The organism is Pseudomonas sp. C7.1, assembly GCF_056312395.1.
This window is the reverse complement of record NZ_JBWDTL010000003.1, coordinates 2,370,485-2,394,376: the sequence shown is the minus strand read 5'-3', so window position 1 is coordinate 2,394,376 and position 23,892 is coordinate 2,370,485. Positions and strand designations below refer to the sequence as shown.

Genomic DNA, 23,892 nt, shown 5'->3' with positions numbered 1-23,892 from the left:
ATGCCGGGCGACATGGAGAGTGGAAAGATTTTGTTCGATTTGCAGCCCTTGTCGTGTAACTCACGGGGCACAAGGGGTGGAGCGTGATTGATGCGCTTGCGTTGCACATTTGTGGCTAAAACCAACGTCTTAGGGCTTGCCTAAAGGGGGGCTTAGTGGCGTAGTCTGGAGTTGTCGCCTTGGTAGGCGACGCTTTCGCGAACAGCTGAAGAAGGAAAGCTTTATGCAAATCCAAGTTCACAGCGATAACCACATCGAAGGCAGTGCTCGTCTGGTTGAGTGGGTGAGTGCCAGTGTTGCCAGCAAGCTGGAGCGCTTTGATGATGAATTGACCCGCATCGTTGTCCATCTGCATGACGACAACGGCGCCAAAGCCGGCGCGCACGACAAACGCTGCCAGATCGAAGCACGGCCAAAAGGCCTGCAGCCTATTTCTGTTACCCACAAGGCCGAGTCATTGGAGCAGGCCATCGACGGCTCCATCGAAAAACTGCATCACGCCCTTGAGCATCAATTCGGCAAGCTGCGCAGCAAGCGCGCCACGCCACTGCACGCTAACGAAGCGAGCGATATTCCCGGCCAAGACGCATTGCTGGAGGAGGACTTCCTCGCCGAGGAGCAGCTGCGCGCCGTTTAACTAAATATCACGGGTAGCCGGCCAGGCTGGTTGCCCATCAATTCCTTGCTCGCGCCCCCGCAGGTTTCTGCGGGGGCGCTGTCGTTTCAGAGCTTGCCCATAGCGGCAAATGCCCGCCTGTCGCGGCAACGCACATCCCCTTCGCTCAAGGCTGAATGGACGAGAAGCCCGGCTTTACTGGGCTGTAGATGGTTGGCCCATATTCTGCAGAAATGCCTGCCAGCTGACCTATGCAGGGATTCGCTATGACCAGTATTTCCAACAACTCGCCGCTGGCGAGCTACTTTGCCAACACCGCCAAGCCCAGCACCACTGGGGCTACAGGCAGTGACAACAGCACAGATAAACCGAGTGCCGCCACAGACCCACTTGCAGAAATCCGCCGTTTTGCCAGCGGCATGGTGGCTAACAGCCGTGGCGGCCTGCTGCGCGCGATGCAGGCCGAAAGCAGCGGTGCCAATAATGCCATTGCCAGTGATCGCTTCCGCCCGGTCGCCGAACAGGCCAGCGATAACTCGAAAATTACCCTGCCGGATGTCGCCGAACTGGACCGCGAAGACGCCGCCAAGCTGCTGGCGCAGATCAACAAGTTGGTCGACGCCGGCCTGGGCAAGACCGACAGCTTTGTTGGCTATAACGGTGATCAGCAGACCGACTCGCTGACCACTTACCGCGATTGGTTGCAGGCGAGAGGCGGCGTCAGCATTTACGTTTAAGCCCTTACGTCTGAGCTCTGCGCACACTGCTTGCATTGGGCTGGTTTCAGCGCGCGAGGTGCGCCAAGATCACCCGACAACAGTTGTGGGTATGCCGCATAGGCATGCTCAGGTCGAGGGGATTTATGGCTAGCAAAGGGTTTATTCGGGCGTTCGCCGCTCTGGGGTTGGCGCTGTCTTGCGCTGCGGGTGCGCAGGCCGCCGAGGATGCGCAGCTGGTCGGGTTGATCAACAGCTACCGTAGCGAAGTACAGCGTTGTGGCGATCAGGCCTCCGCCGAGTTGCCGCCGCTGACGGTCGATCCGCGCCTGGTGCAGCCGGTGGGGCGCTCGGGGGATTTGCAGCAGGCCATGAGCGCGGCGGGCTATCCGATGGTCAACGTGCAGGCTATCAGCCTGTCCGGCCCGCGTGATGCGGTGGCCGCGCTGAAGGTGCTACAGGAGAGCTTCTGCAAGATTGTATTGGACCCACAGTTTGTCGATATTGGCGTTAATCAGCAGGACCGTGAGTGGCGCATCCTGCTGGCCCGGCCGCTGCTAGCTGCGCGACTGGGCGATTGGCAAGCGGAAGGGCAGAAACTGCTCGAACAACTCAACGTCGCACGCGGCACCGCGCGCCAATGTGGCGGCCAGTCCTTTGCCGCCGCCGCACCGCTGGTATGGAATGCCACCCTGGGCAGCACCGCTGAAGCCCACAGCCGGGCCATGGCCAATGGCAATTTCTTCGATCATCAGGACCCTGATGGCCGTACCCCCGGCGACCGTGCGGAATTGGCCGGCTACAGCGGCCAGCTCGTCGGTGAAAACATCGCCGCCGGCCTGGATAACACCCGCAAAGTCATAGACGGCTGGCTGGCCAGCCCCAGCCACTGCGCCAACCTGATGAACCCGCAGTTCAGCGAGCTGGGCGCCGCCTACGCCAACGATCCGAAGAGCGATGCGGGGATTTACTGGACGGCGCTGTTTGGCGCGCCGTAAGGGTGGTAATGCCGATTTAATCCGTTATTTGATCGGCGGGCGGCCCCTGGTTCTGGCCGTGGTGCGCGCAGCCAGGCTTATCAACTGCTGAAACTTCGGGCACTGCAGATGGTTTTCCGCCTGGCAGGAGGCGGCGTGGCAGCACCTACGTAAGATTCTGCTCGTGGCGGGCGATATCGGTCTCGATAATATCCGCCTTGAGGTTATTGAACTGCGGGCCATAGCAACGGCAGCACATGCTCGCGCAGCAACGGCGCCAAATTTGCTGGTGGCACTTCGTCCTGTGCGAGCCAGCGCAGTTCCTCCAGTTCAGCGGCGGCGCTGACGCTGTGCGGCAGGTGGGCCTGGAACACGCTGGCGTCGATCCAGGTGTTGGCCTCGTTGGCCGCCGCCGCGTGGAACTGGCCGAGCGGGCGCAATGCGTTGGCTGGCAGGCTGAGGTTGAGTTCTTCTGCCAGCTCGCGGGTCAGGGCGGTGATGGCATCCTCACCGGGCTCGGCCTTGCCGCCGGGCAGCATAAAGGCCTGGGTGTGGCGTTTGCGTACCAGCAGCAGGCGGCCGGCGTCGTCGATCAGGCAGGCGGCGGAAATGGTCAGGGTGGTCATGGGCTCTTCGCTTGGGTGTGGGGCGGGTTTCAATGCACGGTAAGGCGTTCACGGACCAGCGCCTGTGCGTGCTGGGCCATCTGGTCGAGCAGGCGGTCGCGCTGTTTCTCCGCCTCGCTCATGGCCTTCTTGCCGTGCTGCTTCACCAGGTAGGCGTGAATTTGCCGAACTTCCGTGGAGCGGAAAATCGGCGTCAGATCCTGCACAGCCAGCATGCCGTTCGAGCTGTGACTGTGGGTATTCATCAGCACCTGCGGCCCACGCGCCGTCAGCACTTGAAATCCCATGGCCTCGAAGGTCGGCACTTTGCTGGCAACACAGGCCAGTTCGGCATGCGGGTGCTGGGTGATCATCTTCTGCAGCATGGCCCGGGCTATCCCGCGCCGGCGTTGGCTGGCCTGTACGGCCATATAGGCCAGGCTGCAGGCCTCGGGGTCATCTTTGGTCGGCAGATACAGGGCAAACCCTAGTACCTGGGCCGGGTCGAGATCGTCCAGGGCCAGAATCAGCTGCGCGCTGGTATCCAGGGCGCTGTCCATAGCCTGCAGGTACAGGTGTATCTCGTAGCCAATCACGTACTGGTACAGCTGATAAAGGGGGTTGCTGGGCGTCAGTGACACCGGGCTGATGTCGCTGAGGTAGTCCACCACCATCTGCAGAACCTGGCTTTTCAGCGACTCGGGAGGCGGGGTGTTCAGGTGTGCAAGGGTGAACATCGTCAGTCTGGCTCCGGGCGTGCGCGATTGAGGCGTCGGTGTGGGCGGCATTGTAACGCTCTCGGCTTGGTGCGTTTGCATGGGCTGCTGGGTTGATTGTTGCGCCACGTCCGGCCGGTAGGATCTACACGGGCCTGGCCAGGCTTGGGCTATGATGCGCGCCCGCAAAAGCTGCTTGCCAGTCATCAGGTCACTATGTCCGTTAATGCCCTCTACACCGACCTTTCTGATTATTACGATCTTATGTGCGCCGATATCGACTACCAGGCGCAAAGCCACTGCATTCATCGGCTGCAGCAGCTGTTCGGCAACGCCGGCCTCCGTCACCTCGATCTGGCCTGTGGGACGGGACCGCATGTGCGCCATTTTATCGATGCCGGCTATATCAGCAGCGGCCTGGATATTAATCAGCCGATGTTGGACAAGGCCGCGATTCGCTGCCCGCAAGCGCACTTCGCATTGCAGGATATGTGCAGTCTTACCGTGAGCGAGCGACAGGACCTGATCACCTGCTTTCTCTATTCCATTCATTACAGCGGCGGTATCGAGCGGCTAAAAGCCTGCATCGCCAGCGTGCATGCGGCGCTCGCAGTCGATGGTTTGTTCTGCTTTAACGTGGTCGACAAGGGCAAGATCGACAACAGCCTATTTGCCGCGCACAGCGCCCAATACGCTGACGGCCAGTTCACCTTCAGTTCCGGCTGGCATTATGCCGGCGAGGGCGAGCAGCAGGTGTTGCGGCTACGCATTGAAAAGACCACCGCCGATGAAACCCAGGTGTGGCACGACGAGCATCCGATGGTGGCGGTGAGTTTTGTTGAGCTGCAGGCGCTGTTGCAGCCGTACTTTGATGTGCATGTGTTTGAGCATGATTACCAGAAGCTCATTGCGTGGGATGGGGTATCCGGGAATGCCATTTTTGCCTGCGTAAAGATCGGTTGATCGTCCCCATGCATGAGAGTTCGCGGACAACGTTACCGGCGAACTCTAACTGAGCGGTGGAAACATCGTTGAAGGTCGTTTCAATATCCGCTGGTTGCGCCTGATTCAGCTTGGCAACCAATCTGTCGAGCCCAGCGTTCAACTCGGCGGTCAGCGGGGTCATGCTGTACACCAAGGTGTTATGCGGGTTGTGTGCCAGCAGCGGTTTGCCGTCTTTGATGACATTAATCCCGCTAACGCCCACTTGCTTAACCAGTGCTTTACCGGCGTCGCTCATCTTCGCGTAAACGTGCCCCGTCACCCTCGGCAGAGGTCCATCGCGCAGCGGTGCCAAAATAGCTGTGGCAGCGGCGCGCTGGTGGGCGTTGTGGCTGGTAATTTTGTTGTGCGGCGGGGTGCTGTGCACCAGCGTGGGCGCTTCCGGGGTGATTGGTCACGAAGTGGGTAAAGACGACAAGAAAAATAGCCTGAGCATATAGATGTTTTAGCGCTCATACCGCGAGTGTTGCGGGTTTGATCCGGATGGGTTGAGCTGTGCGATACCCATGGCTTTGCTCTAAAGCCCTTGCCACGTTGAGCGAGGCTGAGCAGCGCATTGGCGCACACCTGCTGACTCTGTCACATACCCACCGTCCCCCAGCCCCTCAGATATCCCGAAACAGGTCATGGGCGTTAAGCAGGTCGTAAGCGATTTCCGGGCGTTTCTCCAGGCCGCGACGGATGGAGGTGGGGATGGCCTGGCGAGTTTTGCGGCAGAGGCCGGGGAGTTCGTCGATATCGATTTTGATACCGCGCATGCTGCGCACCTCATTAAAGCCTGGGGCGATGGCTACGCGCACGCCGAGTTGCTCGTAGATGCGCCGTTGTAGCTTTTCCAGGTCCGCCAGACTTTCAAGGTTTTCCAGGCGCTCTAGCAGGCGCTTTTCCTCGGTACGGGTGAGCAATAGGATGCGTACATCGCTGTTTGCTTGCTGCAACAGCTGCTCGCGCCTGCAATCGCAGGCACCGGGTGGGCAGGGTTGACGCAATGGCAGGGTATTGGTCATGGGCACCGATCATAGCCAGCTACGGGGGCATTTGCCCATGCTCGGGTGTGGACAAATGGCCTATCGGGTGGATAATCCGTCCATCGACCGTGCTGAAGACTAAATCGCGCCATGGGTAAAACGCTGCGTACCGCCCTGATCTGGATGCTAATGCTCGCCCTCCCGGCGCAGAGCATGGCGGCCATCAGCATGCAGTTATGCGCGGTAACCCAGCAGAGCGCGATGGCTCAGGTTGATTCGCAGATGGCGGCGCATCATCCCGGCGCGATGCTGATGGCTCAGGCGACTGATGCCTCTGCCCATGGCGAACATCACGCCAGTGACAATTCCCCAAATGCGACCTCCGCCGATAACAGCCTGTGCAGCCTCTGCGCTTTTTGTGTCGGCGCGGTGGCCCTGAGCACTGTGGTTGCCAGCAATCCGCCACTGCAAGCGGTCGAGCTATCCCTGGCGCGACTGGATCAGTTTGTCGGCTTTATCGCCGAAACCCCCGAAAGACCCCCACGCCTGTTTCTCGCCTAAGCCAAACCGTGCGTTGACGCACCTGGCGCAGTTGCTGCCCAGGCTCGCTTGACGCGTATTTAGCTATTGGTCGGTGTTTGCCTGCGAAATGCAGGCAGCGCCGCTGCACGCGAGACTATTCGATGAAGCGTTTTCCCTTTACCCGCCGGCGGGCTCTCGCCTGTCTGGTTCTGTTGGCGCTGCCGGTCAGCGCCTGGGCCGAGTTGCCCGACCCACTGGATGCCCAGGCCGCCACGCTGGCTGTGCGCTATCAATCGCCGCTCAAGGCCTACCAGGGCTTTAGCGAGCAACCGCTGCAGGACTGGCGCGAGGCCAATGACCTGGTCGGCCGTATCGGAGTCTGGCGCACCTATGCCCAAGAACCGTATGCCCAGCAGCCTTATAGCCAGGAAGCCCCGGTGCCGCAGCCCACCGAGCCGATTGTCATACCGTCGGCCAAGCCAATGGAGCAGCACCATGACCATCACTAAGCAAGGTGGAAGTGCGAAGCGCGCCGGTCTTTGCGCAGTGGTGGTGCTACTCAGTGGTTGCGCCAGCTTTAGCCAGGATGGCGGTTTTACTCAGATCGAGCAGGCCGGCCAACAACTGGACAAGCAGCTCACCTGGGTGAAAACCTCCGAGCAGCGCAGTCAGGTAGCCGAGCGGGTCACCGAGTTGCTGGCCGAACCGCTGATGGTGGATGCCGCCGTACAGGTGGCGCTGCTGAATAACCCCGGCCTGCAAGCGAGCTTCGACCAGTTGGATATCAGTGAGGCCGAACGGGTGCAGGCCGGGCGTATCCCTAATCCTGGCTTTTCCTTCGGCCGGTTGGAGAAGGGCAGCGAGGTGGAGTACGAGCGCGGCCTGCATATCAATCTGGCGCGCTTGATCGCCATGCCGCTGACCTCCGGCATGGAGGCCAAGCGTTTCGAGCAGGTGCAGCGGCAGACCAGCCTGGCGGTGTTCGAACTGGCCAGCCAGACCCGCAAGGCCTGGTACCGTGCGGTGGCGGCGCAGGAGAGCCTGGCTTATATGCAGCAGGTTATGCAGGCGGCCGAGGTCGCGGCTGAGCTGGCCCGGCGGCTGGCGGCAGTGGGCAACTACAGCACCTTGCAACGGGCTCAGGAGCAGAGCTTCTACGCCGATGCCGGGCTTAACCTGATCCGCGCCGAGCAGGCGCGGGTGCAGAGCCGCGAGCAACTGACCCGCCTGCTTGGCCTGTGGGGCGCGCAGCTCGACTTCCGCTTACCCGAGCGCCTGCCTGAGCTACCGGCCACGGCCGATCAGTTGCCGGATGTCGAGCGTCTGGCTATGGCCCAGCGTCTGGATATCCAGGCCGTGCGCCTGGACGCCGAGCGCCTGGCCAAGAACCTGGGGCTGAGCAAGGCCACGCGCTTTATCAATGTGCTGGAACTGGGGGTGGTGAATAACCGTTCCAATGAGGAACCGACTCAGCGCGGCTACGAGATAAGCGTCGAACTGCCGCTGTTCGACTGGAGCGGGGCCAAGGTGGCCAAGGCCGAGGCGCAGTACCGGCAGATGCTCAACCGCGCAGCCGAAACTGCGATCAATGCCCGCTCCCAGGTGCGCGAGGCCTACCTGGGTTACCAGGCCAGCCATGACATTGCCCGGCATTACCGTGACGAGGTGTTGCCGCTGCGCGCGCGTATCGCTGAGGAAAATGTCCTGCAGTACAACGGCATGTTTATCAGCACCTTCGAGCTGCTGGCCGATGCACGCAAACAAATCCTTGCCGTTGACGGCTATCTGCAGGCGCAACGCGATTTCTGGATCGCCAAGGCCGATCTGGATATGGCCCTGCTGGGCGCGCCCAGCCTGTCATCGAGCACACCGGCTATGGCCGCCACCGACGAGCCCGCCGGGCACTGATCAAGGACAACTTCCCATGGTTTCACGACGTGATTTCTTTCTCGGTGCCAGCGCCATCGGCGCTGTCGTAGTGACTTCGGCGGTCAGCCGGGTGTCCCAGGCCGGCGTACCGGAGGTGGTGTCCCAGGGCAGCGCCGATACTCAGCCGCCACTGCAACCGCAGAACGGCCGACCGTATAACCCGGTGGTCACCCTCAATGGCTGGACATTGCCGTGGCGCATGAACAACGGCGTAAAGGAGTTCCACCTGGTCGCAGAACCTGTGGTGCGCGAGCTGGCACCGGGCTACAAGGCCCATCTGTGGGGTTATAACGGCCAGTCGCCGGGGCCGACCATCGAGGTGGTGGAGGGCGACCGGGTGCGCATCTTCGTCACCAACAAGCTGCCCGAGCACACCAGCATCCACTGGCACGGCCAGCGCCTGCCCAATGGCATGGACGGCGTCTCCGGCCTGACTCAGCCGGCGATTCCGGTGGGCAAAACCTTCGTCTACGAGTTCGTCGCGCGCCGTCCCGGCACCTTTATGTACCACCCCCATGCCGACGAGATGACCCAGATGGCCATGGGCATGATGGGTTTCTGGGTCACCCATCCCAAGGCGCATCATCCGTTGATCAGCGAGGTGGATCGCGATTTTTGTTTCCTGCTTAACGCCTACGATATCGATCCGGGTGCGGCCACGCCGAAGATCATGACCATGCTCGACTTCAACCTGTGGACCTTTAACAGCCGCATCTTCCCCGGCATCGACCCGCTGGTGGTGCGTAAGGATGATCGCGTGCGCCTGCGCGTCGGCAACCTGACCATGACCAATCACCCGATCCACCTGCATGGTCACGAGTTCGAGGTGACTGGTACCGATGGCGGACCGACGCCAATAGGTTCGCGCTGGCCGGAGGTGACCACCGATATCGCCGTGGGGCAGATGCGCCAGGTCGAGTTCCTCGCCGACGAGGAGGGCGACTGGGCCTTCCACTGCCACAAGAGCCACCACACCATGAACGCCATGGGCCATGACGTGCCGACCCTGATTGGCGTCGACCACCGCGATATGACCCGCAAGATCGCCAAGCTGATCCCCGATTACATGGTGATGGGCGAACGCGGCATGGCCGATATGGCGGAAATGCAGATGCCGCTGCCGGATAACACCGCGCCGATGATGACCGGCGACGGTCCCTTCGGCTCGGTGGAAATGGGCGGCATGTTTACCGTGCTCAAGGTGCGCAAGGACCAGCCGGCGGGTGATTACCGTGACCCGGGTTGGTTTAAGCACCCGGCCGGCACTGTGGCCTACGAGTGGCAAGGCGAGCTGGCCAAACCGGCGCGCTCAAGCGAGGTGGGCGGGCAGTCCATGCCGCTTAAACAGCCAATCAGCGAGCCGGTTGAGGTGCAGGTGCGTAAACCTAGCGGCCATGCTGGCCATTGAACCGATATTTGATCGTTGATGCGACACGAGTGCCACAACGGGCTTTCACTGTCGCAAACCTGCAGGCGCACGCCATGGGTGCGAACCGCTGGTGCGGCGGAGTGTCGCCCAGTCGCTCTTATCAAAAAAAATAACTCATTGTTTTATATAGATAAATTAAAACCGCACAAAGACCTGTAGGAGCGGGCCATGCCCGCGAAACGCATCGCGGGCATGGCCCGCTCCTACAGGTACCTACAAGCCGAAAGATGCAGCTGCCTCCAGTTTGCTGCGCGACGGGGGATCTCCTACACCCCATAACCAAGCAAGAGGATTAACCATTGAAGACGTTACTGAGTGTTATCGCCCTGACCAGCCTGCTGGCCGGCCCCGTAATGGCTGACCAGCACAGCGCCGCGCCGGCCAGCAGCGCTGCAGCCACAAGCCAGGGCGAGGTACGCAAGATTGATACGGCTAACCAGAAAATCACCCTGCGCCACGGCCCGCTGGCCAATCTGGGCATGCCGCCGATGACCATGGTGTTCAAGGTGCAAAACGCCGCCCAGCTTGAAGGGCTCAAGGTCGGTGACAAGGTGAGTTTTGTGGCGCAGCAGCAGGGCAGTCAGTTTGTCGTGAACGACTTGAAAGCCGCGCAATAGCGAAAAAGGGGCCGCGCTGCGGCCCCGATTGCCCGATCAGGCTGCAGCGAAGCGCTCGTCGAGATAGGCGATGATTGCCTTGGACTCATACAGCCAGGTGCTTTGGCCGTTTTCTTCGATGCGCAGGCACGGCACCTTGATCTTGCCGCCTTGTTGCTCCAGCTCGCTGCGCGCCTGGGCGTCGTTCTTCGCGTCGCGCAGGGCCACTGGCACATTGAGCTTGTGCAGGGTGCGGCGGGTTTTGACGCAGAACGGGCAGGCGTGGAACTGGTACAGCGCGAGGCCCGCGGCGCTTTGCTCGACCGCAGCCTGAGCTGCTGGGGTGCGTTTAAGTTTGGCCGGGCGGCTGATCCAGTCGAGGAAGATGATCAACTGGCCGAGGCCGATGCGCAGTGCCTTGATAATCATGCGGGGCAAACCTTGGGTCGATAAACAGGGGCACGCAGCTTACCCGAGTTTCCCCAACTTGGCGTCGGCGCTGGTCTGGCTCTGCGCCCAACGGCATAATCCGCGCTCGATTGCCGAACCCTGCCGAGCCTGCGATGAAACCCGAAGACCTGCTGTTGCTGGTAACCCGTGAGATGCCTTTCGGCAAACACAAGGGCCGTTTGCTCGCCGATCTGCCGGGTAATTACCTCAACTGGTTTGCCCGCGAAGGCTTTCCCCAAGGTGAGATCGGCCGTTTGCTGGCGCTGATGCAGGAGATTGACCACAACGGCCTGTCTGACCTGCTCGACCCGCTACGGACCAAGCCAAGGGTGCCGTTCAAGGGGCAGTAGGCCAAACACCAGGCAATGGGGTGAGTTGCGCCGCGTTCCGAATGGTGTGATCCCTGGCAATCGCGACATGCGGCTAACCCTCCCTACGAAAACTGCGTGCAACAATTATCCGCATCCTTGGATGCATGGACAGATAAGTCGGACGGCTGATACTTTATCTAGAGGTAATACCTTTAGATAACGAGGGTCCGATTATGGCCACTTCTATCAAGATTGATGACGAGTTGAAACGTCGCATTCAACATCTGGCGGGTCTGCGTCAACGTTCGTCGCACTGGATTATGCGCGAAGCGATAGCGCAGTACGTTGAGCGCGAAGAAGTCCGCGAGGGATTTAAGCAGGAAGCCTTGGCGTCGTGGGCTGCGTATCAAGAAACGGGGCGGCATCTGACCGGTCAAGAGACCCGTGCCTGGCTCAACACCTGGGGCACCGAGGCTGAGGTGGTGCTCCCCAAGTGCCACGATTGATTATTACCGAAGGTGCTGCCCAAGGACTGGAGCGCTGTCGTCAGTTTCTTGTCGAGAAGGGTCCGCAGATAGCGCGGCGAGCAGCCCAGGCGATTGAGCGACAATTCGCTCGACTGGAAGAAGGTCCAGAAGTAGGTCGCCCACTCCCAGATCTACCGGAGCTGCGTGAGCTGGTCATCGAGTTTGGTGATTCCGGATATGTTGCGCTCTATCGGCATGAGCCTACGGGTGATGCTGTCTATGTATTGGCTTTTCGGCATCAAAAAGAAGCCGGCTACTGAAAGTTGCTTTCTGCCGGGGCGGATGATGCCGCCGATAGGTTGGCTCACAAGTGGCCGGTTCTTTGTTGCGTGCCATCCATGGCTGCAGGGTGTTTCGCTGTTAGGCGACGGTAGAAAGTGCTTCTGGCAATCTGCATTGCCTGCAGGCGCTTTACTGTGCCTGGCTGACCTCTGGGGTGAGGGCCAGCGGTGGCACTTCAACGAACTCCAGTTGTAGGCGTTCGCTGCTCCAGGCGCGGGTCTGATTGGTCAGCGCCAGGTCGTCGTTCAGCTTTTGGCCGTAAGACGGGATGATTTCTTTCAGCCTGGTTTGCCACTCAGGGCTCTGCATTTTGTCCTTGAAGGTTTTCTCCAGCACCGAAAGCATGATCGGCGCGGCCGTCGAGGCACCTGGCGATGCGCCAAGCAGGGCGGCGAGGCTGCCATCGGCGGCGCTGACCACTTCGGTGCCGAACTGCAGGATGCCGCCATGTTCGGCGTCTTTCTTGATGATCTGCACGCGCTGGCCGGCCTGGATCAGCTCCCAATCTTCTGACTTGGCATTGGGGAAGTACTCGCGCAGCGAAGCCATGCGATCTTCCTGGCTGAGCATCAGCTGGCCCATCAGGTAGGTGCTGAGCGAGAAGTTATCGATGCCAGCGTGGGCCATCGGCAGGATGTTGTCGGTGGTCAGGGCGCTGAACATATCGAGCAGCGAGCCGTTCTTCAGGAACTTGGTGGAGAAGGTGGCAAATGGTCCGAACAGCAACACCTTCTTGCCATCAATCACGCGGGTATCCAGGTGCGGCACGGACATCGGCGGCGAACCGACCGAGGCTTTGCCGTATACCTTGGCCTGATGTTGGGCGACGAGTTCCGGGTTGCTGGTGGCCAGGAACGAGCCGCCAACCGGGAAGCCGGCATAGCCTTCGCCTTCATTGATGCCGGACATCTGCAGCAGCTTGAGCGCGGCGCCGCCGGCACCGATAAATACGAACTTGGCGTTGATGGTTTTCTCTGCGCCGCCATTGGCCAGGTCGGCCACCCGCACGTTCCAGGTATTGTCGGCGTTGCGCTCGATGCCGCGCACTTCATGCTGCAGGTTGAGGCTGACGTTGTCCTGTTGGCTTAGCGAGCCGAACAGCTGGCGGGTGATTTCACCGAAGTTGACGTCGGTACCAATCGATACGCGGGTCGCGGCGAGCTTCTGCCCAGGCTCGCGGTCTTGCATTATCAGCGGCACCCACTGCTTGATCTGCGCCGAGTCTTCTGAATATTCCATGCCACGGAACAGCGAGCTGGCTTGCAGGGCGGCGTGGCGCTTCTTGAGGAACTCGACGTTGTCGTCACCCCAAACAAAGCTCATGTGCGGCACGTTGTTGATAAACGAAGGCGGGTTGTTCAGCACCTTGCGCTCAACCTGATAGGCCCAGAACTGTTTGGAAATCTCGAAGGATTCGTTGATCGCCACCGCTTTGCTGATATCGATGCTGCCGTCAGCCAGCTGCGGGGTGTAGTTCAGCTCGCAGAAGGCCGAGTGGCCGGTGCCGGCGTTGTTCCAGGCGTTGGAGCTTTCATCGGCGACGCGGTCGAGGCGTTCGTAGATATCGATGCTCCAGCCGGGCTCTAGCTCGTTGAGGTAGGTGCCCAGGCTGGCACTCATGATGCCGCCGCCAATCAGCAGAACATCCACGGATTTTTCCGGCTCGGGGTGCTTGGCGCAGCCGATCACGCTCAGGCACAGCAGAATCAACAGGAGCTTTTTCATTAAACCAACTATCTTATCGGTGAAGTCAAAATGACGACCTGGGTGACACGGGGTCAGGCGTGTGCAATAGCCAACGTGCCCGTCGGCGGACGACAGGCGCGGGGCAGGTGTACAGGGCGTCGTGTGCGTAACGGCAGTGGCTCAGGGCACAGGTGGCGAAGCACTGCGCAAGCGTTGCAAGGCGTGGAGCGACTGCCGTTGTCAGGCATATCGCAAGAAACATGCCCGCCACTGCAAAGCGTTGGACTGCGGCGCGCTGCCGCAGTTGTACTGGATGTCTGGGCGGTTCTCGGTGGCGTGATCTCGCCATCTCCTGGCGGATTCTTTGCGGCTTTTGGCGGAATCTCGCCAGGCTGCAAACAGAAAAAAACCGGCGCTAGGCCGGTTTCTGGTGTCGCAGGGGCTTGATCAGTTATTGACCAGGCTAAGGAACTCGCTGCGCGTAGCGGCGTTTTCGCGGAACTCGCCAAGCATCACCGAGGTGACCATGGAGGAGTTTTGCTTCTCCACGCCGCGCATCATCATGCACATGTGCTGGGCTTCGATCACCACCGCAACCCCGAGGGCACCGGTGACCTGCTGGATGGCTTCGGCGATCTGCCGGCTGAGGTTTTCCTGAATCTGCAGGCGGCGTGCATACATATCGACGATGCGCGCGACCTTCGACAGGCCGAGCACCTTGCCATTGGGGATATAGGCGACATGGGCCTTGCCGATAAAGGGCAGCAAGTGGTGTTCGCACAGCGAATACAGCTCGATGTTCTTCACCAGCACCATTTCGCTGGCGTCGGAGCTGAACAGCGCGCCATTGGTGACCTCTTCGAGCGTCTGCTGGTAGCCCTTGCACAGGTACTGCATGGCTTTGGCGGCGCGCTTGGGCGTGTCGAGCAGGCCTTCGCGGGAGACGTCTTCGCCAAGTTGGCCAAGGATCGCGGTGTAGTTCTGTTCCAGGGACATGGACAATCTCGTAGGTCTTTCTAAAGGGCGCAGGTTAGGCCGAGAGGGTCGGGCTGGCAAGTGCGCAGCCCGCTAGCCACAGGGGCTTATTCGTCGCGGCCATCCATCATGGTGCGCTTGAGCATCACGTACACCGCGCCGGTGCCGCCGTGCTTGGCCAGGCAGGAGGTAAAACCAAGTACCTGCGGATGCTGGCGTAGCCAGGTATTGACGTGGCTTTTGATCATTGGCTTACGGCCGTCCATGCGCACGGCTTTGCCATGGGTGATGCGCACGCAACGGACCTCCAGCTTGTTGGCCTCGGCGATAAATTCCCACAGGGTGTCGCGGGCTTTTTCCACCGTCATGCCGTGCAGGTCGAGGCTGCCTTCGAAGCTGATCTGCCCCAGCTTGAGCTTGCGCATCTGGCCTTCCTGCACACCGTTGGCAGCCCAGTACAACGGGTCTTCGGCACCGACATCGATCACGAACTGATCGGACAGGCCGTCGACCTTGATACTGTCCACGCGCGCCGTGGCGGCCTGGCGCAGGGTGGCCAGCTGGGCACGGTTGGGTTTCGGCTTGCCGGTGTCGGCGCGGTCATGCTTGATCGGCTTGACGCCGCGCAATTCGGCTTTAAAAAGAGAAAAATCGTCGTCTTGCATTAGGGTCTGTTACCGTTTTGTTCGCGGCCGCGCCGGAGCCTGTTTTAGCGCGAGGCAAGGCACGAGACGCGAAGTTTGTTCAGCACATCCATGTGCTTCACCCCTTCGGGGCTGACGCGCAAAAACGCTCCCTGCGTTTTTGTGGTTGTTCCAAATGAGTGTCGAGAAACGCAGTATCGCGCTAAAACAGGCCCGGCCCTTCGGGTTGCGCGAAAAATCTCGCCATGCGGTGTTGGAGGACTTGGCAAGGGAGCGACCATTACCTGCGTCCTCCGCCTAGCCTGGCGAGATTTTGCGCTGCAACGCGGCTCGCGACAAAACGGTAACAGACCCTAGGCCTCCGCGAAGGCCGCTAGTGTACCCAAGCTACTTGGCACTCAGTCGCGCTTTTTCATCAGGTGTGGCGCCATGCTCAGGTCGCTGGGGCGGCGCAGGCGGCGCCGACAGCGGCGCCAGAGCATCACGCCAGCGACCAGTAACAGCAGGCCAATGACGATAAATACGCTGGCCGCGCTAGGCGATTCGTTCAGCGGGCCGAGTGCGACAGGCTGGCCGAGCAGCGTAGCGGTACCGGCCATGCTCAACAGTACGCCGAATGTGGCAAACAGCGCTGCCAGGCCAGCCCCCAGGCGCAGACGCCAGTTGCCGGTATTGTGTGGCCGCAGGCGGCGTGCATCAAAACCATCGGCGTGTTTCATTCCGATTTCCTCATGCCAATTTCCTCGGTGGCTATCGGCGCTATGACCGACGTGTGCTGGCGTGGTTCAACTGTGGCGTGCAGCCCTTGCGCACGTTGCGAACTGCTGCGCGCCTGCGCTTATTCAGATTAGCGCGCTGGCGCGTGGTACCACGGCGGCAAAATTGTCGGCCAGGGCGATCATTTCGGCGCGGTGCATGTCGGCAGCGCTGATCACCTGACCGTCGAGTGTCGGCAGGTCGCGGGTAGCGCAGGCGGCATCGACTACGGTGCAGCGGTAACCATAGTCCTTGGTGGCGCGCACCGTGGTGCTGATGCTCGAGTGGGTCATAAAGCCGCAGACGATCAGGTCCAGATGCCCCAAGGCTTGCAGGCGCTCATGCAAGTCGGTGCCGTTAAAGGCGTTGGGCATGCGTTTCTCGACGATGATTTCCCCCGGCAGCGGCGCCGCTTCAGGCAAGTGCAAGCCGCGTGGGCCACGGGGGTCGAGCAGGCCATCGGGGATGCCAAGGTGTTTGATGTGAACAATGGCGCTGCCTTGGGCGCGGGCGGCTGAGAGCAGTTTGGCGATTTCTTCCAGCGCGGCATCCAGGCCTGGTAGTTGCAACGCGCCGCTGCGGTATTCCTCTTGCGCATCAATGACCAGTAAGGTCGCATTGCTCAGGCTGGCGGGTGCATGGCTGCGGCCGGTGAGGGCGAACATCGTTTTGGGGGCGGACATGGCGGGAACTCCAGGCTGGCATGGACAGTCCACCTATTGTCCGCCTGTGCTGTGCTGCTGTGAACCTTTGTGGTCGGTGATCTTGCATTGCTGCCTATGCGGCGAGCAGAATCGAGGGGCTGCCGAGGGACGGCGATTTCAAGCAAAGGAGGTGTGCTATGAGCCTGATCACCCTGTTTTCCGAACACTTCTGGTTGTTGTTCGCCGTGGCGATTTCTATCGCTGTGCTGCGTGAGCTGCACATCAAACGTGACGAGTCGCCCTCCAGTGAGTCGCGCAGGAACAACCCTTAGCCGTTAGCGGCGTCATGCCACTCTGGAGCCTTTAGTCGGGCGCGCAATGGGCTAGAATGCGCGCTTTATCTGCGGAGAGCTGCCGTGACCGACGCAACACATGCCCACCCAACCCGCCTGCGCAGTGTGCGCGACTATATTCGCTGGGCAGTCAGTCGGTTTCATGGCGAGGAGTTGTTCTTCGGCCACGGCACCGACAACGCCTGGGATGAAGCCCGCCAGCTGGTGCTCGGTGCCCTGCACCTGCCTTACGAAATTGCCGACAGCTACCTCGACTGCCGCCTGGAGAACGACGAGCACGCGCACTTGCATGCCTTGCTCGCACGGCGCATCGACGAGCGCGTACCGACTGCTTACCTGCTGGGCGAAGCCTGGTTCTGCAGCATGCCGTTTATTGTTGATGAGCGTGTGCTGATTCCTCGTTCACCGATTGGCGAACTGATCGAGCAGCACCTAGAACCCTGGCTGGCCATAGAGCCGGCGCGGATTCTTGACCTGTGCACCGGCTCGGGCTGTATCGGTATTGCCTGCGCCTATGAGTTCCCCGAGGCCGAAGTGGTGCTCGGTGATCTGTCCTATGAAGCGCTGGAAGTGGCCAACCAGAATATCGAACGCCATGGCCTGGATGAGCGCGTGTACACCGTGCAGGGCGATGGCTTTGCTGGGCTGCCGGGGCAGCGTTTTGACCTGATCGTCTCCAACCCGCCCTATGTGGATGCCGAAGATTTCGCTGATATGCCGGCCGAATACCAGCACGAGCCTGAGCTAGGCCTGGCCTGCGGTGAAGATGGCTTGAACCTGGTGCGGCGCATGCTCGCCGAGGCGGCTGATCATCTGACTGAGAAAGGCGTGCTGATTATCGAAGTCGGCAATAGCCAGGTGCACGTCGAGGCGCTGTACCCGGAAGTCGATTTCACCTGGCTGGAATTCGAACGCGGCGGCCACGGTGTATTCCTGCTCGCGGCCGCGCAATGCCGTGAGCACCAGGCACTGTTCCGTCAGCGCCTGAGTGGTTGATCAACGTAACGTTAAATGACGGCTAATCAGCGCGCGCAATGCTGCCGGCTTGACCGGCTTGGGTAGGAAGTCGAGGCCGGCGGCATGCACTTGAGCGATCAGCTCGGGGCGGCCGTCGGCGCTGATCACCACGCCCGGTAGCGGCTCGCCCAAACGGGTGCGCAGCCAGGCCATCAGCTCGGTGCCGGTTTCGCCATCATCCAGGTGAAAGTCCACCAGCGCCAGTCGCGGGTGCACGTTCTCACTCAGCAGGTGTTCGCACTCCAGGCGATTGCGCGCCGTCCACACCTGGCAACCCCAGCGTGACAGCAGGCTGTGCATGCCAGCGAGGATGCTGTCCTCGTTGTCGATGCACAGCACCTGAATGCCGGCCAGCGCCTCGCCGTTGTGCTCGGGCTGGCTGAGCACAACGGGCGGCTCGGTGCGCAAGGCCAGGGGAATGGTGACGCTGAATACGCTGCCTTTGCCCGGCCAGGAGCGTACTTCCAGTTGGTGGCCAAGCACTCGGCACAGGCCATCGGCAATCGCCAGGCCCAGGCCCAGGCCTTTTTCGGCGCGGGTCTGGTGGCTGTCCAGGCGCTTGAATTCTTCGAAAATCACCTTGCGCTTGTCCTCGGGAATCCCTGGGCCGCGATCCCAAACTTCCAAGCGCAGGTGCTGGCCCTGACGGCGCACGCCAAGCAGCACGCGGCCCTTGGCATAGCGGAAGGCATTGGTGAGGAAGTTCTGCAGGATGCGCCGCAGCAACTTGATGTCGCTGTCGACCCGCAGGCGGCTGCCGCGCAGGCGAAAGTCCATGCCGTGTTCGGCGGCCAGTACCTTGAATTCTGCACCGAGGGTGTCGAACAGGTTGTTCAGCACAAAGGCGTGGCGATCCGGGGTGATGCGGCCGTTTTCCAAACGAGAGATATCCAGCAGGTCGCTGATCAGGTCTTCGGCCGAGCGCAGCGAGCTGTCCAGGTGACGCACCAGCTCGCGGGCGTCGGCGGGCAGGGCGTCATCCTGATGGGACAGGGCGGCGGAGAACAGCCGCGCGGCATTTAACGGCTGCATCAGGTCGTGGCTGACTGCGGCAAGAAAGCGGGTTTTCGATTGGTTGGCGGCTTCTGCCACGCCCTTGGCTTCAGTCAGGGCCTGATTGAGTTGTGATAGCTCAAACGTACGTGCGGCTACTCGTTGTTCCAGGCCTTCGTTGGCGTCCTTGAGTGCGCGCTCGGCTTCGCGGAATTCGGTGATGTCGGTGAAGCTCATAACAAAACCGCCGCCGGGCATGGGGTTGCCGATCAGCTCGATCACCCGGCCATTGGGGAACAGCCGCTCGGAGGTGTGCGCGGTGCCCTGGCGCATCCAGTACAGGCGCTTGCTGACGTGCGCCTCGATATCGCCGCTGCCGAGCAAGCCGCGTTCGGCGTTGAAACGGATCAGCTCGGCCACCGGGCGGCCGACATATACCTGGCCCTCGGGGTAGTTGAATAGCTCGATATAACGGTGGTTCCAGGCCACCAGGCGCAGTGACTGGTCGACCACGCTGATGCCTTGGGTGATGTTCTCGATGGCGCCCTGCAGCAGCGCGCGGTTGAACTGCAGCACCTCCGAGGCTTCGTCGACGATGCGCACCACATCCTCGACTTGCATCTCGCGGCCTTCGATGGCCGCCTTGACCACCGCGCGGGTCGACGAGGCCCCGAGCACACCGGCCAGCAGGCGTTCGGTGTGGGCGATCCAGTCGCTGTTGGCGGTCTGGTTGGGGTCGAAGGCTTTGCCCTGGCGGAAGGCAAAACGCATAAAGCTCTGCCGCGCGCGGTCTTCGCCGACAAAGCGGTTGGCCAGCAGCAACAGGTCGCCGACCTGCACCGCGAGCATGCTGCGGTTGCTCGGCTTGTTGCCCAGGTCGTGGCCGATAAAGCGCCCGGCCTGCCAGTGCTCGGCCACGCGGGTGCGCGAGAAGTAGGAGACCCAGGCAAACAGCAGGAAGTTGCCAGCCAGCGACAGCACCACACCACGGGTCAGCGGGTCGACCTGAAAGCCAATCGGCCCGTACAACAGGGTTTGCACGCCGGGCAAGGCATCCGCCGGCCAGCCCAGACCGCGCGCTACCAGCGGCATGACCAGGGTGTAGAACCAGATCAGCGCGCCCACGAACAGCCCGGCAAACACGCCCTGACGGTTGGCCTGCTTCCACACCAGCGCGCCGAACATCGCCGGGGCCAGCTGGCCGATGGCGGCAAACGACACCTGGCCGATGGTTGCCAGGCTGGCGTTGGAGCCCAGCAGGCGGTAGCACACGTAGGCCAGCAGCAGGATCACCACGATGCTCACCCGGCGCGCGGTCAGCATCCAGTGGCGGAAGGCCTCGAAGGGCCGCTCGGTGTTCTGCCGGCGCAGCAGCCAGGGCAGCAGCATGTCGTTGGAGATCATGGTAGAGAGCGCCACTGAAGCGACAATCACCATGCCGGTGGCTGCCGATGCGCCGCCGATAAAGGCCAGCATCGCCAGGGCCGGATGCGCCTCGGCCAGCGGCAGGCTGATCACAAAGGAGTCTGGGGTAACACCGGCCGGCAGCAGCATTTGCCCAGCCAGGGCGATGGGCACCACAAACAGCGCGGCGAGTACCAGGTAAGCGGGGAACACCCAGCGCGCCAGACGCAGGTCCTTGGGTTCGATGTTCTCCACCACCGTTACATGGAACTGCCGTGGCAGGGCGATGATGGCGATCATCGCCAGTCCCGTTTGGGTCATCATCGCTGGCCAGTTGACTGTTTCTGCCCAAAAACCCTCTAGCCCGGTGCTGGCTTTGGCCTGGCTGAATAGATCGCCAAAGCCGTTGTACAGGCCGTAGGTGACAAATGCGCCGACGGCGAGGAAGGCCAGCAGCTTGACCAGTGACTCGAAGGCAATCGCCAGGACCATGCCACGGTGGTGTTCGGTGACATCCAGGTTGCGCGTGCCGAACAATATTGTGAACAGCGCCAACACCAGCGAGACGATCAGTGCGGTGTCCTGGGCGCCGGTGCCATTGGCGCCTGCGCCAGCGCCGCTGAGCAGGTTGACCCCGAGCACGATGCCTTTGAGCTGCAGGGCGATATAGGGCAATACGCCGACCAGACAAACCAGCGCGACCACCACCGCCAGGGCCTGGGATTTGCCGTAGCGTGCGGCGATAAAGTCAGCAATCGAGGTGATGTTTTCCTGTTTGCTGATCATCACCATCTTCTGCAGCACCCAGGGCGCGAAGAGCAGAATGATGATTGGCCCCAGGTAGATCGGCAGAAACGACCAGAGCTGTTCGGCGGCCTGACCCACTGCCCCGAAAAACGTCCAACTGGTGCAGTACACCGCCAGCGACAGGCTATACACCCAGGCGCGAATTTTCGGCGGCATGGGCGCGGCGCGGCGGTCGCCGTAGAAGGCGATGGCGAACAGAATGGCCATGTAAATCAGCGCAACCGCAGCGATCAGCCCGCTAGACAGGGTCATGCAAACTCCGAAAACAAACTATAGGGGGCTGCCGGGGTCATATCTGGCAGCGCAGCGGCTGCCCAGAGCCTACTGCATCAGCGTCCACGGCAGATGATGGGTGTCAGTTTCGCAGCAAAGTAGCGGTGCGTCAGGCACGACCAAGGTCGCACTGGCATATAACCTGTTGCTGTTGTGGATTGTGCCCGCTTGCCGGCCCTGTTAGCGTGTCGCGCCTGCGACTCTGTCCGAGGAGGGACCCTATGTTCAAGCCGCAACTGATTACCCTGCAACGTGGTGGATTGCGCATCGAGCCCATGGTGGATGCGGATATCCCTGCGTTAATCAGCCTGGCCGAAGCCAATCGCCAGGAACTGATCTACATGAGTGGCAGCCAGCGACTGGACTGGTACCGCCTAGGGCTGCTTGATCAGCGCGAAGGGCGAGCCTTGCCCTTTACTATCCGTCTGGGCGAGCAGCTGGTCGGGACCACTCGTTTCGGCGACTTTATGAGCACCTTGCCTGCAGCCGAGATTGGCTGGACCTGGCTGGACCGCAGCCAGCACGGCACGGGCCTCAATAGCACCATCAAGTACCTGATGCTTAAGCATGCCTTTGAGAGCTGGCGCATGGTCCGTGTGCAGCTGAAAACCGCTGCCAGCAACCTGCGTTCGCAACGCGCCATCGAAAAGCTCGGGGCGCAGCGTGAAGGCGTACTGCGCAATCACCGCCGGTTGGCCGATGGGCGTCTGGATGACACCGTGCTGTACAGCATCACCGACCATGATTGGCCGACCATCAAACAGCAGTTGGAGGCGCGTTTCAGCGCTTGAGTGATGGCGGACGCCAGATCAGGGCCACTCGCTAGCGCGTGGCCATCCAGATCAGCAACCCCGCCTGGAACACGCAGAAGGCCACCAGGCAGGTGATGGTAAAGCGCAAGCCGCCGTCTTCGCGCTTTAACACGTCAATACGTGCTTCCAGTTTGCGCACTTTCGCTTCCTGCTCGCGTAGGCTCTGGTCAGCTTGCTGCAGCATATTGGCGGCGTCCAGCAGTTCAACGATTTGCACTTTTTCCGTATGCCAGTCGCCATGCAGCGCGCTGACCCGTGGCGCGCCGCACTGGGCTTTGATCTTCAGCGGGTCGAGGTATTCGACGACAAAGCCCTGAGCCTGCAGGCAGTGATCGCGGCGAGCGCGGGCTTCTTCACTGAAGGCGTCCTTGCTGGGCAATGTGGTGTTTGCCACTTGATAGTGAGCGAAGTGCTGGCGTGCCCAGACAATGCCCTGGGCCAGCATAAAGCGTCCCAGGCCACGGTTTTCCGGTTGTACCAGCAGGCCACTTTCGGGGCCGAAGCTAAGCAGACGCTGCTCGTGATCGGCCCAGACTTCGAGGATGTTCTGCTCCTTGCGCACGCGTTGGCCGGGCAGCTGCAAGGTCAGGCGCAGCAGGCTGTGCTGCTTGCCCAAGCGCTCGACGCTGCCGAACTGGATAAACCGCAGCGGCCGCGCGCCGGTATGGCGGTCGGTGGGCAGGGCGGCTAGGCGCAATAGATGAAAGTGTTCGGGGGCCAGCTCGGCCCATGGGTGAGCTGGCTCGACGACTTCCTGCGGGGCGGTGTCGGTGTCTGCGCCGGTTTGCGGCGCGGAGTTGTCGGTCATAAGCGCGAGTCCTGTGCGCGACATCTTCAGGTGTCGCCTGATGCGCTTATCGGCCGCCGCTCGGCTAACTGGAGGCTGGCTTTTTGCCGCTGCGCTGGATGAACTGGGCGATCTGCTCGCCCAGCCCCTGTGCCAACGGTAGCCGAGGATTGTCGTAGCTGGCCAGTTGCGCCGCTAAATCCAGCGCGCTGATGCGCAGCATATGGTTCATCCCTGGGATGATCAGCAGCTCGGCATCCGGCTTGGCCGCTTGCAGCGCCTGTGCATCGGCGACGCTGACCTGAATATCATGGCTGCCCTGCACAATCAGCGCCGGGATCTTCAAACGGGCAAAGGCCTCGCCTGGGTTCTGCCGCAGCAGTGAGATCAAATAGGGCTGCACGCTGGGGCGAAACAGCACCTGTAGTTTTTTCGGCACCTGTGGGCTGAGTTGCCCAGCCACCAGGCGGTCGAGCAGATAGTTGCTTTGTGCCAAAAGAGCCGGCGGCAAGCGTGCGGCCAGTTGTTGGCGTAATAGCTGATCAATCGGTCGCGAGCTGCCGGCAATCGCCACCAGGGCGTCGGCCTGGGCCTGTTCGGCAGCCAGGCTGGCAATCAGCGCGCCTTCGCTGTGGCCGATCAGAATCAGCCGGTCAAACGCCGGGTTGGCCTTGAGCAGCTGCGCCCAACCCACCGCATCGCTGACATAACCCTCGACGCTAAGATTTCGCTCATCCGGCGTGGCAGCGCGGCTGGCGGCCACCCCGCGCTTGTCGTAACGCAGGCTGGCGATGCCCTGTTTGGCCAGGCTTTGGGCCAGACGCTTAAGGCTGTCGTTATGCCCACCTTCCGGGTTGTTACCGTCACGGTCGGTAGGGCCAGAGCCGGCAATCAGCAGCGCGACGGCAACCGCTTTAGTGCTGCTGGGCTTGAGCAGCGTGCCATACAGCGTGCCCTGGTCTGTGTGCAGGCGCATCGGTTGTTGCACGCTGCTGTGTACGGTGCTGTTTGACGCGGCATGCGCTGGGGCGTGTAACAGGGCGCTGCACAGAAGTAGGGGTAACAGCAGGGATCGGATCATGAGTAGGGACTGCC

At 61.3% G+C, this 23,892-nt stretch carries 28 protein-coding genes; 15 read left to right on the top strand and 13 right to left on the bottom strand.

The window, feature by feature from the left end; genetic code table 11:
* The first annotated feature begins 223 nt into the window (after window positions 1-223).
* From AC0T4W_RS14735 to AC0T4W_RS14725, 3 genes are all read left to right on the top strand, one after another.
* On the top strand, window positions 224-637 hold the full coding sequence (locus AC0T4W_RS14735) for an HPF/RaiA family ribosome-associated protein (RefSeq protein ID WP_476320110.1): 414 nt from the start codon (window positions 224-226) through the stop codon (window positions 635-637).
* A 245-nt stretch (window positions 638-882) separates the two neighbouring features.
* A complete protein-coding gene (locus AC0T4W_RS14730) occupies window positions 883-1,353 on the top strand; it encodes a hypothetical protein (protein ID WP_476320108.1) in 471 nt (156 codons plus the stop codon).
* 125 nt (window positions 1,354-1,478) lie between these two features.
* The gene (locus AC0T4W_RS14725; protein ID WP_476320106.1) at window positions 1,479-2,330 is read left to right on the top strand and encodes a CAP domain-containing protein; all 852 of its coding nucleotides are present in this window, start codon (window positions 1,479-1,481) and stop codon (window positions 2,328-2,330) included.
* A 203-nt stretch (window positions 2,331-2,533) separates the two neighbouring features.
* Here the strand turns inward: AC0T4W_RS14725 and AC0T4W_RS14720 are convergent, their stop codons facing one another.
* A complete protein-coding gene (locus tag AC0T4W_RS14720) occupies window positions 2,534-2,935 on the bottom strand; it encodes an NUDIX hydrolase (protein ID WP_476320104.1) in 402 nt (133 codons plus the stop codon).
* Between the two features lie 29 nt (window positions 2,936-2,964).
* Window positions 2,965-3,651 carry a GNAT family N-acetyltransferase gene (locus AC0T4W_RS14715; protein ID WP_476320102.1) on the bottom strand — a complete coding sequence of 229 codons (687 nt, stop codon included), beginning with the start codon at window positions 3,649-3,651 and terminating at the stop codon, window positions 2,965-2,967.
* Window positions 3,652-3,846: 195 nt separating this feature from the next.
* Here AC0T4W_RS14715 and AC0T4W_RS14710 point away from each other — a divergent pair, with 195 nt between their 5' ends.
* Window positions 3,847-4,593 carry a class I SAM-dependent DNA methyltransferase gene (locus tag AC0T4W_RS14710; protein WP_476320099.1) on the top strand — a complete coding sequence of 249 codons (747 nt, stop codon included), beginning with the start codon at window positions 3,847-3,849 and terminating at the stop codon, window positions 4,591-4,593.
* Here AC0T4W_RS14710 and AC0T4W_RS14705 read toward each other — a convergent pair.
* The gene (locus AC0T4W_RS14705) at window positions 4,535-4,999 is read right to left on the bottom strand and encodes a hypothetical protein (protein ID WP_476320097.1); all 465 of its coding nucleotides are present in this window, start codon (window positions 4,997-4,999) and stop codon (window positions 4,535-4,537) included. The two genes, AC0T4W_RS14710 and AC0T4W_RS14705, sit on opposite strands and share 59 nt — an antisense overlap.
* 238 nt (window positions 5,000-5,237) lie before the next feature.
* The gene (locus AC0T4W_RS14700; RefSeq protein ID WP_476320095.1) at window positions 5,238-5,639 is read right to left on the bottom strand and encodes a hypothetical protein; all 402 of its coding nucleotides are present in this window, start codon (window positions 5,637-5,639) and stop codon (window positions 5,238-5,240) included.
* A 150-nt stretch (window positions 5,640-5,789) separates the two neighbouring features.
* On the opposite strand from AC0T4W_RS14700, the gene AC0T4W_RS14695 reads away from it, so the two are divergent.
* The 5 genes from AC0T4W_RS14695 (at window position 5,790) to AC0T4W_RS14675 (ending at window position 10,097) form a co-directional block, all read left to right on the top strand.
* Window positions 5,790-6,161, top strand: coding sequence for a hypothetical protein (locus AC0T4W_RS14695; protein WP_476320093.1), 372 nt, complete (start codon window positions 5,790-5,792; stop codon window positions 6,159-6,161).
* Window positions 6,162-6,283: 122 nt separating this feature from the next.
* The gene (locus AC0T4W_RS14690) at window positions 6,284-6,631 is read left to right on the top strand and encodes a hypothetical protein (protein ID WP_476320091.1); all 348 of its coding nucleotides are present in this window, start codon (window positions 6,284-6,286) and stop codon (window positions 6,629-6,631) included.
* Window positions 6,618-8,030 carry a TolC family protein gene (locus AC0T4W_RS14685; RefSeq protein ID WP_476320089.1) on the top strand — a complete coding sequence of 471 codons (1,413 nt, stop codon included), beginning with the start codon at window positions 6,618-6,620 and terminating at the stop codon, window positions 8,028-8,030. Before AC0T4W_RS14690 ends, AC0T4W_RS14685 begins: the two co-directional genes overlap by 14 nt.
* A gap of 16 nt (window positions 8,031-8,046) precedes the next feature.
* On the top strand, window positions 8,047-9,459 hold the full coding sequence (locus AC0T4W_RS14680) for a multicopper oxidase family protein (protein WP_476320087.1): 1,413 nt from the start codon (window positions 8,047-8,049) through the stop codon (window positions 9,457-9,459).
* Window positions 9,460-9,779: 320 nt separating this feature from the next.
* Entirely contained in the window at window positions 9,780-10,097 is a 318-nt protein-coding gene (locus tag AC0T4W_RS14675; RefSeq protein ID WP_476320085.1) for a copper-binding protein, read from the top strand.
* 36 nt (window positions 10,098-10,133) lie between these two features.
* Here AC0T4W_RS14675 and AC0T4W_RS14670 read toward each other — a convergent pair whose 3' ends face one another.
* Window positions 10,134-10,505, bottom strand: coding sequence for a glutaredoxin family protein (locus AC0T4W_RS14670; RefSeq protein ID WP_476320083.1), 372 nt, complete (start codon window positions 10,503-10,505; stop codon window positions 10,134-10,136).
* A gap of 134 nt (window positions 10,506-10,639) precedes the next feature.
* Between AC0T4W_RS14670 and AC0T4W_RS14665 the strand changes: the two genes are divergently transcribed.
* From AC0T4W_RS14665 to AC0T4W_RS14655, 3 genes are all read left to right on the top strand, one after another.
* Window positions 10,640-10,876 carry a DUF3820 family protein gene (locus AC0T4W_RS14665; protein WP_476320081.1) on the top strand — a complete coding sequence of 79 codons (237 nt, stop codon included), beginning with the start codon at window positions 10,640-10,642 and terminating at the stop codon, window positions 10,874-10,876.
* Window positions 10,877-11,070: 194 nt separating this feature from the next.
* The gene (locus AC0T4W_RS14660) at window positions 11,071-11,343 is read left to right on the top strand and encodes a CopG family ribbon-helix-helix protein (protein ID WP_476320079.1); all 273 of its coding nucleotides are present in this window, start codon (window positions 11,071-11,073) and stop codon (window positions 11,341-11,343) included.
* The gene (locus AC0T4W_RS14655; protein ID WP_476320076.1) at window positions 11,331-11,624 is read left to right on the top strand and encodes a type II toxin-antitoxin system RelE/ParE family toxin; all 294 of its coding nucleotides are present in this window, start codon (window positions 11,331-11,333) and stop codon (window positions 11,622-11,624) included. Before AC0T4W_RS14660 ends, AC0T4W_RS14655 begins: the two co-directional genes overlap by 13 nt.
* Window positions 11,625-11,775: 151 nt before the next feature.
* Here AC0T4W_RS14655 and AC0T4W_RS14650 read toward each other — a convergent pair whose 3' ends face one another.
* The 5 genes from AC0T4W_RS14650 to AC0T4W_RS14630 all read right to left on the bottom strand — a co-directional run bounded on the left by AC0T4W_RS14650 (window position 11,776) and on the right by AC0T4W_RS14630 (window position 16,390).
* Window positions 11,776-13,371, bottom strand: a complete 1,596-nt coding sequence (locus AC0T4W_RS14650) for a malate:quinone oxidoreductase (protein ID WP_476320073.1) — start codon at window positions 13,369-13,371, stop codon at window positions 11,776-11,778.
* A 408-nt stretch (window positions 13,372-13,779) separates the two neighbouring features.
* Window positions 13,780-14,328 carry a GTP cyclohydrolase I FolE gene (folE, locus tag AC0T4W_RS14645; RefSeq protein ID WP_476320070.1) on the bottom strand — a complete coding sequence of 183 codons (549 nt, stop codon included), beginning with the start codon at window positions 14,326-14,328 and terminating at the stop codon, window positions 13,780-13,782.
* Between the two features lie 86 nt (window positions 14,329-14,414).
* A complete protein-coding gene (locus AC0T4W_RS14640) occupies window positions 14,415-14,972 on the bottom strand; it encodes a Smr/MutS family protein (protein ID WP_476320067.1) in 558 nt (185 codons plus the stop codon).
* Between the two features lie 377 nt (window positions 14,973-15,349).
* Complete coding sequence (locus tag AC0T4W_RS14635; protein WP_476320065.1) at window positions 15,350-15,670, bottom strand: hypothetical protein; 321 nt, start codon at window positions 15,668-15,670, stop codon at window positions 15,350-15,352.
* 123 nt (window positions 15,671-15,793) lie between these two features.
* Window positions 15,794-16,390 carry a cysteine hydrolase family protein gene (locus tag AC0T4W_RS14630; RefSeq protein ID WP_476320063.1) on the bottom strand — a complete coding sequence of 199 codons (597 nt, stop codon included), beginning with the start codon at window positions 16,388-16,390 and terminating at the stop codon, window positions 15,794-15,796.
* 158 nt (window positions 16,391-16,548) lie between these two features.
* Here AC0T4W_RS14630 and AC0T4W_RS14625 point away from each other — a divergent pair, with 158 nt between their 5' ends.
* A complete protein-coding gene (locus tag AC0T4W_RS14625) occupies window positions 16,549-16,683 on the top strand; it encodes a hypothetical protein (protein WP_476320061.1) in 135 nt (44 codons plus the stop codon).
* A gap of 84 nt (window positions 16,684-16,767) precedes the next feature.
* Entirely contained in the window at window positions 16,768-17,700 is a 933-nt protein-coding gene (prmB, locus tag AC0T4W_RS14620) for a 50S ribosomal protein L3 N(5)-glutamine methyltransferase (protein WP_476320059.1), read from the top strand.
* Here the strand turns inward: prmB and AC0T4W_RS14615 are convergent, their stop codons facing one another.
* Complete coding sequence (locus AC0T4W_RS14615) at window positions 17,701-21,177, bottom strand: hybrid sensor histidine kinase/response regulator (protein WP_476320057.1); 3,477 nt, start codon at window positions 21,175-21,177, stop codon at window positions 17,701-17,703.
* 242 nt (window positions 21,178-21,419) lie between these two features.
* On the opposite strand from AC0T4W_RS14615, the gene AC0T4W_RS14610 reads away from it, so the two are divergent.
* Window positions 21,420-21,989: a GNAT family N-acetyltransferase gene (locus AC0T4W_RS14610; RefSeq protein ID WP_476320054.1), complete on the top strand. Its 570-nt coding sequence runs from the start codon at window positions 21,420-21,422 to the stop codon at window positions 21,987-21,989.
* Between the two features lie 31 nt (window positions 21,990-22,020).
* Here the strand turns inward: AC0T4W_RS14610 and AC0T4W_RS14605 are convergent, their stop codons facing one another.
* Together AC0T4W_RS14605 and AC0T4W_RS14600 are read right to left on the bottom strand one after the other, a co-directional pair.
* Window positions 22,021-22,818: a hypothetical protein gene (locus AC0T4W_RS14605; protein ID WP_476320052.1), complete on the bottom strand. Its 798-nt coding sequence runs from the start codon at window positions 22,816-22,818 to the stop codon at window positions 22,021-22,023.
* 64 nt (window positions 22,819-22,882) lie between these two features.
* Window positions 22,883-23,878 carry an alpha/beta hydrolase gene (locus AC0T4W_RS14600; RefSeq protein WP_476320050.1) on the bottom strand — a complete coding sequence of 332 codons (996 nt, stop codon included), beginning with the start codon at window positions 23,876-23,878 and terminating at the stop codon, window positions 22,883-22,885.
* Between the last annotated feature and the right edge of the window lie 14 nt (window positions 23,879-23,892).